Here is a 12,589-nt window from a genome sequence, read left to right on the forward strand (position 1 = left end):
ATCGATGCCCGAGGTTGCGTTCTATGTCCTGGTTTCCGAAGACGAACAGCAGCGGCTGCTGTTCGTCTGCAAGCTCGTCGAAAAGGCTTATCGGAGCGGCAGCTTTTGCTATGTGCGGACCGATACCGACACACAGGCCCAAAAGCTCGACGATTTGCTCTGGACTTTTCGACGCGGCAGTTTCATTCCTCATCAGCTTTATACGGGAGCCGATCCCTCCTTTGAGAACGTCATTCTGATCGGCTCCTCCGAGCCGCCGCTCCCCTGGCAAAAGGTGATCGTCAATGTGTCCATTCAATTTCCCGAACACATGGATCAGGCCGAGCGAATTCTAGAAATTGTCGACGACACGCCTGAAATCAAATCGGCGGGCCGGCAACGTTATCGTCGCTATCAGCAATTAGGTTTAACGCCCGTTACTCACAAGGTTTAATCCTTTTTTCAACTCATTTCATTCTTTGCTTTAGAAAAACAATAATCGATTAATGGATAAAACATACGCCCCGCACTCCATCGAACAACGCTGGTACAACACTTGGGAAGAAAACGGCTATTTTGCCGCCAAAGCCGAAGGCGACTCCTACTGCATCATGATTCCGCCGCCCAACGTGACAGGCAGCCTGCACATGGGCCATGCGTTCCAGGATACGATCATGGACGCCTTGATCCGTTATCACCGGATGCAGGGGCACAGCACTTTGTGGCAGGTCGGCACCGACCATGCCGGGATCGCGACGCAGATGGTCGTCGAGCGCCTGTGCAATGCAGAAGGCAAAACCCGCCACGATTACGGGCGCGAGAAATTTGTCGAACGGATCTGGCAATGGAAGGAAGAGTCCGGCGGGATGATCACCAAACAATTGCGCCGGATGGGTTCCTCGGTCGATTGGCGCCGCGAACGCTTTACGATGGACCAGGGCATGTCCGATGCGGTGCAGGAAGTGTTTATCCGCCTCTATGAGGAAGGCCTGATTTACCGCGGCAAGCGGCTGGTCAACTGGGATCCGGTGCTGCATACCGCGGTTTCCGATCTCGAGGTGCTGTCCGAAGAAGAAAGCGGCTCGATGTGGCACATCCGTTATCCGCTGTCGAACGGGCAGGGGCATCTGATCGTCGCGACCACGCGGCCCGAAACCTTGCTCGGCGATGCGGCGGTCGCGATCCATTCCGGCGACGAGCGTTATAAGCACCTGATCGGCGAGTTTCTGGAACTGCCTTTGACCGGGCGCCGAATTCCGGTCATCGCGGACGATTACGTCGATCCCGAATTCGGCACCGGTTGCGTAAAGATTACGCCGGCGCACGATTTCAACGATTACGAGGTCTGGACCCGGCACCGTGCCAATACGGTGATCCAGAACCTGCCGCACGGCGGCTTGATCAACATTTTTACCCGCGACGCGAGCGTGGCGGACGATGAACTGATTCCGGAAAAATACCGCGGGCTCGACCGTTTCGAGGCGCGTAAACGGATCGTGGCCGATCTCGAAGCGGCGGGCCTGCTCGAAAAAATCGCCGACCACAAGCTGATGGTGCCGCGCGGCGACCGCACCGGCGCGGTGATCGAACCGTTCCTGACCGACCAGTGGTATGTCAGCGTGGCGCCCCTTGCGAAGCCTGCGATCGAGGCGGTCGAGAACGGCGACATCAAATTCGTGCCGGACAACTGGAAGAACACCTATTTCGAATGGATGCGCAACATCCAGGACTGGTGCATTTCCCGGCAAATCTGGTGGGGGCACCGGATTCCGGCCTGGTACGACGAGGCCGGCAATACCTATGTCGGCCGCTCCGAGCAGGCGATCCGCGAACAGCATAATCTGCCGGCGGAATATCCGCTGCGCCGGGACGAAGACGTACTCGATACCTGGTTCTCGTCCGCGCTGTGGCCGTTTTCGACGCTGGGCTGGCCGGACAAAACGCCGGAATTGGCGCGCCACTATCCGACCAGCGTATTGGTGACCGGTTTCGACATCATTTTCTTCTGGGTGGCCCGGATGATCATGATGGGTCTGAAGTTCAAGGGTGACGTGCCGTTCAGGGAGGTGTACATCCACGGCCTGGTGCGCGATGCGGAAGGCCAGAAAATGTCCAAGTCGAAAGGCAACGTGCTCGACCCGATCGACATCATCGACGGGATCGACCTCGAAAGCCTGGTCGCGAAACGGATTTCGGGCATGATGCAGCCGCATCTGGCGAAAAAAATCGAACAGGCGACCCGCAAACAGTTTCCGGACGGCATCCCGTCGTTTGGCACCGACGCTTTGCGCTTCACGTTCGCCTCGCTGGCTTCGACCGGGCGCGACATCCGCTTCGATCTGGCGCGCACCGAAGGCTACCGGAACTTCTGCAACAAGCTCTGGAATGCGGCGCGTTACGTATTGATGAATACCGAGGGAATGGATAACGGTTTATCGGGCGAGCCTATGAGCTTAACCCAGGTCGACCGCTGGATCCTGGCGCGACTGAACCACGTGATCGACTCGACCCGCCAGGCGATCGACCATTACCGTTTCGACCTGGCCGCCCAGTCGATCTACGAATTCATCTGGAACGAGTTCTGCGATTGGTATCTGGAACTGGCGAAAATTTCGCTGCAGGCAGACGATCCGGCGCTGCAGCGGGGCACCCGCAATACCCTGGTGACTGTGCTCGAAACCGCCTTGCGGCTCGCGCATCCGATTATCCCATTCATCACCGAGGAAATCTGGCAGCGGGTTGCGCCGCTGGCCGGCATAAAGGGCGAAACGATCATGCGGCAGCCGTATCCGGTGACCGATCCTGCGCTGGACGATCCGGAAGCGGTGGCCGAAACCGAGTGGGTGATGAACTTTATCCTGGGCGTGCGCCGGATACGCGGCGAGATGAACATCGCACCGGGCAAGCCGCTGTCGATATTACTGCAGAACGGCAGTGAGAAGGATCGGGTTTATTTCGAAAGCAGCCGGATGTACCTGCACAAGCTGGGCCGTCTGGAGTCGGCTACCTGGCTGGCCGATGAAGAGGCCGCTCCGGAGTCGGCGATTGCTCTGGTCGGCGCCTTGAAAATCCTGATCCCGATGGCGGGCTTGATCGACAAGGACGCCGAATTGGCCCGCCTAGACAAGGAAATTCAAAAGATTCAGAAGGAACTGCCGCGCGTCGAGGGCAAGCTAAACAATTCCGACTTCGTGAATAAGGCGCCGGCCGAGGTGCTGAAGAAAGAAGAGCAAAAGCTGACCGAGTTGCGTTCCTCGTTGGATAATCTCGAACAACAGCGCCGAAAAATCCAGAGTCTGTAATGGCAGGCAAAGCACGAAATAGATCCGCTTTCTTTTGCAGGTTTGTCTTGTAGTTGCCGGCCGATCATCTATATTTAGTATCAAATTCTCTATTTGATGCTCAATATAGCGATGTCTACGCCAACGACCGAATTTCTTTTTAATGGTATTACCAAGTGCCTCATTCAGAAAGGCTTTCTTTCTGAAAACGAGGCACGAACTCATTCGCAGGAAGCGGTAAAGAAAAACGTTTCTCTGGTGAGTTATCTTGTTGCCAATAAGCTGGTTAGCGCCAGAACGATCGCGTCCGTCGCTTCGGCCGAGTTCGGGGTGCCTTTTCTCGAACTCGATGCGCTCGATTTAAAATCGTTGCCGGTCAAATTGATCAACGAAAAATTGATCATCAAATATCAGATCCTGCCGCTGTTCGTGCGCGGCAAAACGATCTTTGTCGCAATGGCCGACCCGACGAACCATCAACCGTTCGACGAAATCAAGTTTCAAACCCGCCTGCATCCCGAATGCATCATTGTCGAAGAAGATAAGCTGCACAAGGCGATTGAGGCCGCTCTCGAGGCGCCCGAGACGTCGATCGCGAGCTTACTCGACGAAGATCTCGGCAACCTCGCGGTTTCCAGTGTCGAAGAAGAGGCGGCCAAGAACGAAGTCAATTCGGACGTGGACGATGCGCCGATCGTCCGCTTCGTGAATAAAATCCTACTCGACTCAGTCAAGAAAGGCGCTTCCGATATCCATTTCGAACCTTACGAAAAAAACTTCCGTATCCGTTTCCGTACCGATGGTATGCTGCACGAGGTCGCAAGTCCTCCGTCGTCGGTCGCCACCAAGGTAATTTCCCGGATCAAGGTGATGGCCAGGCTGGACATCGCTGAACGCCGGGTGCCTCAGGACGGACGGATCAAGTTGATCGTTTCTAAGAACCGCACGCTGGATTTTCGGGTCAATACTTGCCCGACCCTGTTCGGCGAAAAGGTCGTGCTCCGTTTGCTCGATCCGACCAGCGCCCAGTTGGGCATCGAGAAATTGGGTTTCGAGCCTGACCAACAGAAACTTTTTCTGGATGCGATCAATCGGCCTTATGGTTTGGTGCTGGTTACGGGGCCGACCGGCAGCGGTAAAACCGTATCGCTCTATACCGGACTGAATATCCTGAACACGATCGAACGCAATATCTCAACGGCCGAGGATCCGGTCGAAATTACCGTGGAAGGCATCAATCAGGTCAACATGAACGTGAAGGCAGGCCTGACTTTCGCCGGCGCCTTGCGCGCCTTTTTACGGCAAGACCCGGATGTGATCATGGTCGGCGAAATTCGCGACCTCGAAACCGCCGAGATTGCGATCAAAGCGGCCCAAACCGGCCACTTGGTGCTTTCTACCCTGCATACGAACGATGCGCCGCAGACGTTGAACCGGCTAATGCAAATGGGCATTCCGGCCTTCAACATAGTCTCGTCGATCAATCTGATTATGGCCCAGCGTCTAGCGCGCCGTTTATGCCAGCATTGCAAGGAGCCTGCCGACTATCCGGAAAATGTATTGATTTCGACCGGTTTTAAACCGGAAGAATTGAAAGCGCTGCGTATCTACAAGCCTGTCGGCTGCGAACATTGTACGAACGGATACAAAGGCCGGGTCGGCATTTATCAGGTGATGACGCTGAGCGAGGATATGCGCCGGCTGATCCTTGAAGGGGGCAACGCGATGCAGTTGGCCGATCAGGCGAAAGCCGAGGGGATCAACGATCTGCGCGCATCCGGCCTGAACAAAGTGCGCCAGGGCGTGACGAGTATTGAAGAAATTGACCGGGTGACGAAGGAATAAACGACATGGCACAACAAGCTGAACAAATCGATTTTATCTGGGACGGGGTCGACAAGGCCGGCAATAAAATCAAGAATCGTCCTATCTCGGCGCTCAGCGAGACAATTGCCAAAGCCGACCTGAAAAGGCAGGGATTCCGCGTCGTTCGAATCAGAAAAAAACCGAAACCCTTATTTAAAAAGGTACAGAAAATCACCGCCGGCGATATCGCGGTCTTTGCACGGCAACTGGCGACCATGCTTCAGGCCGGCGTTCCTTTGGTCCAGTCTTTCGATATTATCGGCAAGGGCCACGAGAACCCGAGCATGCAGACCATGCTGTTGTCGATCAAGGCCAGTATTGAAGGCGGCAACACGCTGGCGCAGTCTTTGCGCGAACATTCGATCTATTTCGACGAATTGTTCTGCAATCTGGTCGAGGCTGGCGAACAGGCAGGGGTTTTAGAGGCTCTGCTCGACAAAATTGCGACCTATAAGGAAAAAACCGAGTCGATCAAGAAGAAGATCAAGAAAGCGCTGACCTATCCTGTGGCGGTAATCATTGTCGCCGTGATCGTGACCGTGATTCTATTGATGTTCGTCGTGCCGGTGTTCGAGGAGTTGTTTCAAAGCTTCGGCGCGGATTTGCCGGCTTTTACGCAAATGTTCATCAACATGTCGAAATGGATGAGAAGCTGGTGGTGGATCTTGTTCGGATCGATCGGCGGCGTTGTTTATACCTTTTCTTATTTCAAGAAACGGTCCTATGCGTTTAATCACGCGCTGGACAGAATCTTGCTGAAGGTGCCTGTGGTGGGGATGATTTTGAATAAATCCTCAATCGCGCGTTTTGCCAGAACCTTGTCCACAATGTCGGCTGCCGGGGTGCCGCTCGTCGAAGCGCTGGAATCGGTTGCCGGCGCTTGTGGTAACATAGTCTATGCCGACGTGGTCCTGAAAATGCGCGAAGAGGTCGCGACCGGGCAGCGGCTGCAGTTTGCGATGCAGCAGAGTAATCTGTTTCCGCATATGGTCCAGCAAATGGTTGCGATCGGCGAAGAGTCCGGTTCAATGGACGCGATGCTTGCCAAGGTCGCGGATTTTTACGAAGAAGAGGTCGACAATTTAATCGACAATTTGAGCAGCCTAATGGAGCCGTTGATCATGGCTATCCTCGGCATTATGGTCGGCAGCCTGTTGATCGCGATGTATCTGCCTATTTTCAAACTCGGTGCCGCCGTAGGCTAAAATTCGGCTGGATGCGCGCTTATTCCCGTCAATCAAGGATATTTTTAATTACATGACTGTTCTGAGCGATTTTTTGCCTTACATCGTTTTTGTGGTCGGATTGATGGTCGGCAGTTTTTTAAACGTGGTGATCTATCGCCTGCCGATCATGATGTACGGAGGCTGGCGCAAGGAATGCATCGAATTTCTGGAGCTGGCGCCGGAGGCTGTACCGCTTCCGCAAAGCGGTCGTCCTCTCCCTTTAACCGAAGAAGAGCCTTTCAATTTGGTGCTGCCCTTATCGCGCTGTCCGTCCTGTAAGGCGCCGATCAAGCCTTATCAAAATATTCCGGTATTAAGCTACCTGTTTTTAAAGGGTAAATGCGCGCACTGCGGCGCCCGGATTTCCGGCCGTTATCCCGCGATCGAACTGTTGACTGCGGTGCTTTCCGCAGCAGTCGCATGGCATTTCGGCTATACCCTGCAAACCCTGTTCGCGCTGCTGCTGACCTGGTCGTTGATCGCCTTGACCTTTGTCGACATCGACCATCATCTGCTGCCCGACTCGATTACCCTGCCGATGCTCTGGATCGGGCTGATCCTGAGTTTGGGCGGGGTTTTCACCGATGCGCATTCCAGCATTATCGGCGCGGCAGCCGGCTATGGTTCGCTCTGGCTCGTATACCAGTTGTTCAAGCTGGCTACCGGCAAAGAAGGGATGGGCTTTGGAGATTTCAAGTTGCTGGCGCTCTTCGGTGCCTGGCTTGGATGGCAGAGCCTGCCGTTGATCGTTTTGCTGTCCACCCTGACCGGAGCGGTTTTAGGGATTGCCTCGATCGTTTTCGTCAAGCGCGACCATTCCGTACCCATCCCTTTCGGACCCTATCTGGCGATCGCCGGCTGGATTGCGCTGCTCTGGGGAGAATCGATCAATCGGCTTTATCTTGCCTCGATCGGCTTTTGAGCGTTTTGACCGATGCTGAAAGTGGGCCTGACAGGCGGGATCGGCTGCGGCAAAACGACGGTTTCCAATCTGTTTGCGGAGAGGGGCGTTCCGATCCTGGATGCCGATCAGGCCGCCCGCGAATTGACCGAAAAAGGGCAACCCGCGCTGGATCGGATTCGCGAGGCATTCGGCATGCAAGTCTTTAACCCGGACGGTTCCCTGAATCGCCTGCAATTGAAAAAACTCATTTTTGCCGATGCCGGCAAAAAACAGCAGCTCGAAGCGATCCTGCATCCTATGATTCTGGCTGCCTTGGCCGCGAAAGCCGAACGGCTCGATGTCCCCTATTGCATTCTGAGCATCCCATTGTTGTTTGAATCCAAGCTGGAACCGTTCGTCGACCGGATCCTGGTGGTCGATTGCCCGCTCGAACTCCAGATCGAACGCGTCAGCAGACGAGACAAGTTAGACCTCAAAGTCATCCGTGCGATCATCGACAGCCAGGTTTCACGGGACTATCGGCGAAAGCATGCAGACGACCTCTTGGACAACTCACAGGCTGACAATCCACTTGCAGAACAAGTCAAAAAACTGCACAATTTATACCTTTCTTTAAGTCCCTGTCAGCATAAACTTACCTGTGACCAACAAAATCACTTATGAATTTCCTCTCAACGAACGCATCCGGGTTTTCATTAGGCTGGAACAACTTTTCAAACAATTCAATCATTTTCTAAACGGAGCCTCCGTTTGGGACAAACGCGCTGCGCTGAACGTATTGCTCGACATCATGACGATTTTCAGCCGCAACGATTTGAAATCGGAACTGCTAAAAGAACTGGACCGCAATAGCAAAGCCCTGAATAAGCTTGCACACAGTCAGGGGGTAGACTCGGAAAAACTGAATCAATTGCTCGGCGAGGTGAGTCAAACCAGCAAGAAACTTTACGCGTCAAGCGGCAAGATCGGAATTCATGTGATGGAAAGCGATTTGTTCCAAAGCATCGCCCAGAGAAGCTCGATCCCCGGCGGTACCTGTTCTTTCGATCTGCCGGAGTTTCATTATTGGCTGGAGCAGGAGGAGCCGATCCGGCTGAAGGATCTCCAGCAATGGAGCAGCCCTTTCAACGATATCAGAAACGCGATCGATCTGATCCTGAACCTGATCCGCAACAGCAGCGACGAAACCCGGGAAATCGCCAAAGCGGGCTTTTTTCAGATTTCCCTGGACCGCAGCCAGCCTTATCAGCTGGTAAAAGTCAGCCTGGACAAATCGTTGCGCTATTTTGCCGAAATCAGCGGCGGCAAGCACCGCTGCACCGTGCGCTTCATGGTGCCTTCCCACGACGAAAAACGCCCCCTGCAAAGCAGCGACGACGTACCTTTCACCTTATCCTGCTGTCAATTTTAATGCCGGAGAAACAGGCTGCATTGAAAGTCAAATGCCCCGTCTGCCAACGTCCGGTGGAATGGACGGCGGACTATCCGTTCCGGCCGTTCTGCTCCGAACGCTGCAAATTGATCGATCTCGGCGCCTGGGCGGCCGAAGAAAACCGGATTTCCGAAGATCTTCCCGATTCGGGCGACACGGAAGACGGTTTTCCGTATCACTGATCCGTTGCCTGCCGTTAGCCGAGAAACGTCCTGATGCCGGCAATGCCCTGTGCGCCGGCATCGCGGGCGGCACTTAAATCTTTTTTCGTCAAACCGCCCAACGCATACACTGGGATATTGCTCCCTTCGGCGAGCGCGGCAAAACGTTCCCATCCCAATGCAGGCGTTTCGGGGTGGGTAAGGGTCGGCAGCACGGGGGCCAGAACCGCGAAATCGGCACCGATCTTCCGGGCATGTTCGAGTTCTTGCAGATTATGGCACGAGGCGCCGATCCAGCGGTAGCCGGAAGGCCGTTCGCTTAAAGCGAGCAAGTCGCGGGCGGTCAGGTGCAGACCGCGAACCCGATGCTGACCGTAATTCGCGGTGGAATTGATCAGCAGCGCGGCACCGTGTTTCGAGCATAGCGGAGAGGCGATTGCCAGGAATTCGTCAATCCGGTCGCGTGAAGAAGTTTTCAGACGCGCCTGGATCAGCCTGATGTCTTGCGCCAGAAGTTTATGCAAATCCTCCATCAGGTCGCCGCTGATTTGGTCGTCGAGGATCGCATAAAAAGGCGGAAGCTGGGCGGCGGCGATGATCGGCCGGTTGGCGGCCGGAAAGGCGAACTGATTCAATTCGCTCGGTTCGACCCAGCGAATCGGCTGCCCTTGACACCCCCTTGCCGTGCCGGAAAAGCGCTCGACCAGAAAGACCCGCAGGGTAACGTCCCGGTCGGGATAACGGTGATGGATCGTTATTAGCCGGGCTGCAGAAAGGGTGTCGATATCCAGTTCTTCCTTGAGTTCCCTGGCTAAAGCCTGCTCCGGCGTTTCTCCGGCTTCGATCTTGCCGCCCGGGAACTCCCAGAGTCCGCCCTGATGCAGCGATTCATCGCGGCGGGCGATCAATATCCTGCCGTCCGCGCTTTTGATTACGCCGGCCGCGACCTGCAGGAATTTTTGCGCTGCCTTTCGAAAATGATTCACCTGGGTTTCCGGTCCGGATCAGGTTCGGTATTCCGCGTTGATCTTGACGTAGTCGTAGGAAAAATCGCAGGTCAAGACTTCCTGGCGGGCATCGCCCCGGCCCAGTTTGACCGTTACGCGGATTTCCTCGCGGTCCATTACTTCCTGGCCCGCTTCTTCGGTATAGTCGTCGGCGCGCCCGCCTTCCCGGACGATGCAGACGTCGTCCAGGAATATCCGGATATTTTCCAGCACCATGTCGTCTACGCCGGCGCGCCCGACCGCGGCCAGAATCCGTCCCCAGTTCGGGTCGCTCGCAAAAAATGCGGTTTTGACCAGCGGCGAGTGCGCGATCGTTTTCGCGACGCGGACCGCTTCTTCGTCACTTTGCGCTTCTTCGACCACGATCCTCATCAGCTTGGTCGCGCCTTCGCCATCCCGCACGATCGCTTCGGCCAGGCTTTTGCAGACATCCAGCAACGTATCGGCGAAGCGGACGTAATGTTCGGAGTCCGGCAGGATTTCCGGCGCCTCCGAAAGCCCGCTGGCCATCACGACCAGCGCGTCGTTGGTCGAAGTGTCGCCGTCGACGGTGATCCGGTTGAAGGACAGTTCGGCGGCGCGCGCCAGACATTGCTGCAATAAGTCGCGGCCGATCTTCGCATCGGTAGCGACGAACGAAAGCATCGTCGCCATGTTCGGCTGGATCATGCCGGCGCCTTTGGCGATGCCGTTGAAAGTGACCGTCCGGCCGTCGAGTTCGATCGTTTTCGTAACGCCTTTCGGAAACGTATCGGTTGTCATGATCGCGCGGGCGGCCTTGTCCCAGTGGCCGGGAGCCAGATTGCGCACGGCTTCGGGAAGCGCAGTGCCGATCTTGTCGATCGGCAGCGGCATGCCGATTACGCCTGTTGAAAAGGGCAGCACCTGTTCGGTCGAGCCGCCGGTCAGCCGTGCCAGCTCTTCGCATGTCGTGAACGCATCCTGGAGCCCTTGTTTGCCGGTGCCTGCGTTGGCGTTGCCCGAATTGATCAGCAGCCAGCGCGGTGCGGCCGCCAAGTGTTTTCTGGCGACCAGCACAGGGGCGGCGCAGAAGGCATTCTGGGTAAAGACGGCCGCGCAGCTGCCGTGCTCGGCCATTTCGAATACCAAAAGATCGTCCCGGACGCTTTGCTTGATGCCGGCACACACGGTGCCCAAACGAATGCCCGGAATTTCCGGCATGTTCGGAAAATCGCAGCGACCTACCGCCATGGTGAGTTCCTCGTCAATAAAAATAAAAAAACATTGAGTGTTTGGCTCGGCTCCCACGTTCCGGCGCTCGTTGTTATACACATTGGGTAGCCTGCTCCGATAAACGGACCGGCAGGAGTCCGAAGCTTGCTTTGCATTACTCCTGAATACGGCGTTCAAAGCTAGCTTTGAACGCCACTGCTTGAGTTTTGCAGGACTATAACAATGAGCGTTCCAGAGCGGGAGCGCAGTGCGGCTTATCCGTTCTGCCCGCCGACTTCGATTAGGATTACATATTCGTGATTGCCGCTGTGCGTTTCAAGCACGGTATGGCCGTGAATGCGGCACCAGGCCGGAATATCCTGCATCACGCCGGGGTCGGTGCAGATGACTTCCAAATGGGCGCCGGGACGCATTTCTTTGATCTTGTTCTGGGTGCGGATCACCGGCAGCGGGCATAACAGCCGCCGCGCGTTCAGGATTTCCCGGTTCATATGTACCATTCCTGGGGCAGTTCTTTCGCTAGCGGTTTGACCCGGAGCGTCCGTTCCAAGCCGTCCTTGTCCGTGATCTTCACGTCGACCTGTTCGGCTTCGCGGCCCTGGCCGTAGCGTGCGGTAATGCCGGCCGCGAGATACAGATCTTCCGCGGAAGGCGAGCCGTCGATCAATACCAAGGGGCCGTTATGGCTGGTGGCCGCCATGCTGACGAATTCTTTCCGATAGCCTTGCAGGAACCGGCCTTCGCCTTCCTCGCGCGCGACGATCAGTTTGAAATGGGGGGCAGGGCGGATGTGGCGGCCGACTTTCAGCAGCATCACGTCGTCGAGCTCGTAATCCTTGTGGCCGTGCGCCTGCCATAGATCGGCCAGCTTGGCCGAATAATTTTTGTCGGTTAAAAAGCAGCAGCCGCCGGCCGGCTGCGAATACTCGTGAAAGCCGTAGCGTTCGGCCATTTCCATTTGCGGTTTGCGCGAACGTCCGCTGAAGTCGTGCAGTTTCTCGCGGTCGATCCAGCCCTCGCGCTCGGGCAACGTCGGCGTCAAGTTTCTTGCGCACAGGGGCCGGAGCAGCAGATCGTCGGCGCCCGATTCCCTGGCCACGACCGGCATCGTATCCTTGCGCTGCGACATCGGCCGCTGGCCGATCACCTCGCCGGTGATGATGAAGTCGAAGCCGTTTTCGGCAATCCACTGCTTGGCCTTGTTCACCATGAAGATCTTGCAGTCCAGGCAGGGGTTCAAATGCGCGCCGTAGCCGTGCTTCGGGTTGATCAGCACGTTTTTGTACTCTTCGATCACGTCGATGATGTGCAGCTTGATGCCGAGCTGCTCGGCCACCCAGAGCGAATTATTGCGCTTCGGTTTGGCGCGGTCTTTTTCGCGGATCGCATGGGTATGGCCTTCCACGCAAAAACCGGTGAAAAAATTGATGCCTTCGACATGGATGCCCTGGTCCATCACCGTTTTTGCAGCCAGCATCGAATCCAGGCCGCCGGAAATCAGCGCGACGGCTTTGCGTTGTGTGTTCATCTCGGGTAAAT

At 55.9% G+C, this 12,589-nt stretch carries 12 protein-coding genes; 8 read left to right on the forward strand and 4 right to left on the reverse strand.

Translation table 11 applies throughout. The annotated features are described in order from the left end of the window. The first annotated feature begins 4 nt into the window (after nucleotides 1–4). The 8 genes from JJL52_RS04040 to yacG all read left to right on the forward strand — a co-directional run bounded on the left by JJL52_RS04040 (nucleotide 5) and on the right by yacG (nucleotide 8,870). The gene (locus JJL52_RS04040) at nucleotides 5–433 is read left to right on the forward strand and encodes a DNA polymerase III subunit chi (protein ID WP_202051113.1); all 429 of its coding nucleotides are present in this window, start codon (nucleotides 5–7) and stop codon (nucleotides 431–433) included. Between the two features lie 52 nt (nucleotides 434–485). Next, nucleotides 486–3,281, forward strand: coding sequence for a valine--tRNA ligase (locus JJL52_RS04045; protein WP_202051114.1), 2,796 nt, complete (start codon nucleotides 486–488; stop codon nucleotides 3,279–3,281). Nucleotides 3,282–3,392: 111 nt separating this feature from the next. Next, on the forward strand, nucleotides 3,393–5,105 hold the full coding sequence (gene pilB / locus JJL52_RS04050; protein ID WP_202051115.1) for a type IV-A pilus assembly ATPase PilB: 1,713 nt from the start codon (nucleotides 3,393–3,395) through the stop codon (nucleotides 5,103–5,105). Nucleotides 5,106–5,110: 5 nt separating this feature from the next. Next, entirely contained in the window at nucleotides 5,111–6,331 is a 1,221-nt protein-coding gene (locus tag JJL52_RS04055) for a type II secretion system F family protein (RefSeq protein WP_202051116.1), read from the forward strand. Nucleotides 6,332–6,383: 52 nt separating this feature from the next. Continuing rightward, nucleotides 6,384–7,274 carry a prepilin peptidase gene (locus JJL52_RS04060; protein ID WP_202051117.1) on the forward strand — a complete coding sequence of 297 codons (891 nt, stop codon included), beginning with the start codon at nucleotides 6,384–6,386 and terminating at the stop codon, nucleotides 7,272–7,274. Between the two features lie 12 nt (nucleotides 7,275–7,286). Beyond that, nucleotides 7,287–7,919, forward strand: coding sequence for a dephospho-CoA kinase (gene coaE / locus JJL52_RS04065; protein ID WP_202051118.1), 633 nt, complete (start codon nucleotides 7,287–7,289; stop codon nucleotides 7,917–7,919). Next, nucleotides 7,897–8,667 carry a cell division protein ZapD gene (gene zapD, locus JJL52_RS04070; RefSeq protein ID WP_202051119.1) on the forward strand — a complete coding sequence of 257 codons (771 nt, stop codon included), beginning with the start codon at nucleotides 7,897–7,899 and terminating at the stop codon, nucleotides 8,665–8,667. The genes coaE and zapD overlap by 23 nt, the downstream gene beginning before the upstream one ends. After that, nucleotides 8,667–8,870 carry a DNA gyrase inhibitor YacG gene (gene yacG / locus JJL52_RS04075; protein ID WP_202051120.1) on the forward strand — a complete coding sequence of 68 codons (204 nt, stop codon included), beginning with the start codon at nucleotides 8,667–8,669 and terminating at the stop codon, nucleotides 8,868–8,870. Before zapD ends, yacG begins: the two co-directional genes overlap by 1 nt. 14 nt (nucleotides 8,871–8,884) lie before the next feature. Here the strand turns inward: yacG and JJL52_RS04080 are convergent, their stop codons facing one another. The 4 genes from JJL52_RS04080 to JJL52_RS04095 form a co-directional block, all read right to left on the reverse strand. After that, entirely contained in the window at nucleotides 8,885–9,835 is a 951-nt protein-coding gene (locus JJL52_RS04080) for a Nudix family hydrolase (RefSeq protein WP_202051121.1), read from the reverse strand. Between the two features lie 18 nt (nucleotides 9,836–9,853). Next, the gene (gene argJ, locus JJL52_RS04085; protein WP_202051122.1) at nucleotides 9,854–11,068 is read right to left on the reverse strand and encodes a bifunctional glutamate N-acetyltransferase/amino-acid acetyltransferase ArgJ; all 1,215 of its coding nucleotides are present in this window, start codon (nucleotides 11,066–11,068) and stop codon (nucleotides 9,854–9,856) included. A gap of 236 nt (nucleotides 11,069–11,304) precedes the next feature. Next, a complete protein-coding gene (locus tag JJL52_RS04090) occupies nucleotides 11,305–11,541 on the reverse strand; it encodes a sulfurtransferase TusA family protein (RefSeq protein WP_202051123.1) in 237 nt (78 codons plus the stop codon). Continuing rightward, nucleotides 11,538–12,578 (reverse strand): tRNA (5-methylaminomethyl-2-thiouridylate)-methyltransferase, encoded by a 1,041-nt coding sequence (locus JJL52_RS04095; protein WP_202051124.1) that lies wholly within the window; start codon nucleotides 12,576–12,578, stop codon nucleotides 11,538–11,540. The genes JJL52_RS04090 and JJL52_RS04095 overlap by 4 nt, the downstream gene beginning before the upstream one ends. Nucleotides 12,579–12,589: the final 11 nt, after the last annotated feature.

The organism is Candidatus Methylomicrobium oryzae, assembly GCF_016745425.1.
Lineage (GTDB): Bacteria > Pseudomonadota > Gammaproteobacteria > Methylococcales > Methylomonadaceae > Methylomicrobium > Methylomicrobium oryzae.

Excerpts from the sequence above, each read along its gene's own strand:
- JJL52_RS04060 (WP_202051117.1), top strand. The coding sequence starts at position 6,384 with ATGACTGTTCTGAGCGATTTTTTGCCTTACATCGTTTTTGTGGTCGGA.
- pilB (WP_202051115.1), top strand. The coding sequence starts at position 3,393 with ATGTCTACGCCAACGACCGAATTTCTTTTTAATGGTATTACCAAGTGC.
- JJL52_RS04090 (WP_202051123.1), bottom strand. The coding sequence starts at position 11,541 with ATGAACCGGGAAATCCTGAACGCGCGGCGGCTGTTATGCCCGCTGCCG.
- JJL52_RS04040 (WP_202051113.1), top strand. The coding sequence starts at position 5 with ATGCCCGAGGTTGCGTTCTATGTCCTGGTTTCCGAAGACGAACAGCAG.
- JJL52_RS04055 (WP_202051116.1), top strand. The coding sequence starts at position 5,111 with ATGGCACAACAAGCTGAACAAATCGATTTTATCTGGGACGGGGTCGAC.
- JJL52_RS04095 (WP_202051124.1), bottom strand. The coding sequence starts at position 12,578 with ATGAACACACAACGCAAAGCCGTCGCGCTGATTTCCGGCGGCCTGGAT.
- argJ (WP_202051122.1), bottom strand. The coding sequence starts at position 11,068 with ATGGCGGTAGGTCGCTGCGATTTTCCGAACATGCCGGAAATTCCGGGC.
- JJL52_RS04045 (WP_202051114.1), top strand. The coding sequence starts at position 486 with ATGGATAAAACATACGCCCCGCACTCCATCGAACAACGCTGGTACAAC.
- yacG (WP_202051120.1), top strand. The coding sequence starts at position 8,667 with ATGCCGGAGAAACAGGCTGCATTGAAAGTCAAATGCCCCGTCTGCCAA.
- coaE (WP_202051118.1), top strand. The coding sequence starts at position 7,287 with ATGCTGAAAGTGGGCCTGACAGGCGGGATCGGCTGCGGCAAAACGACG.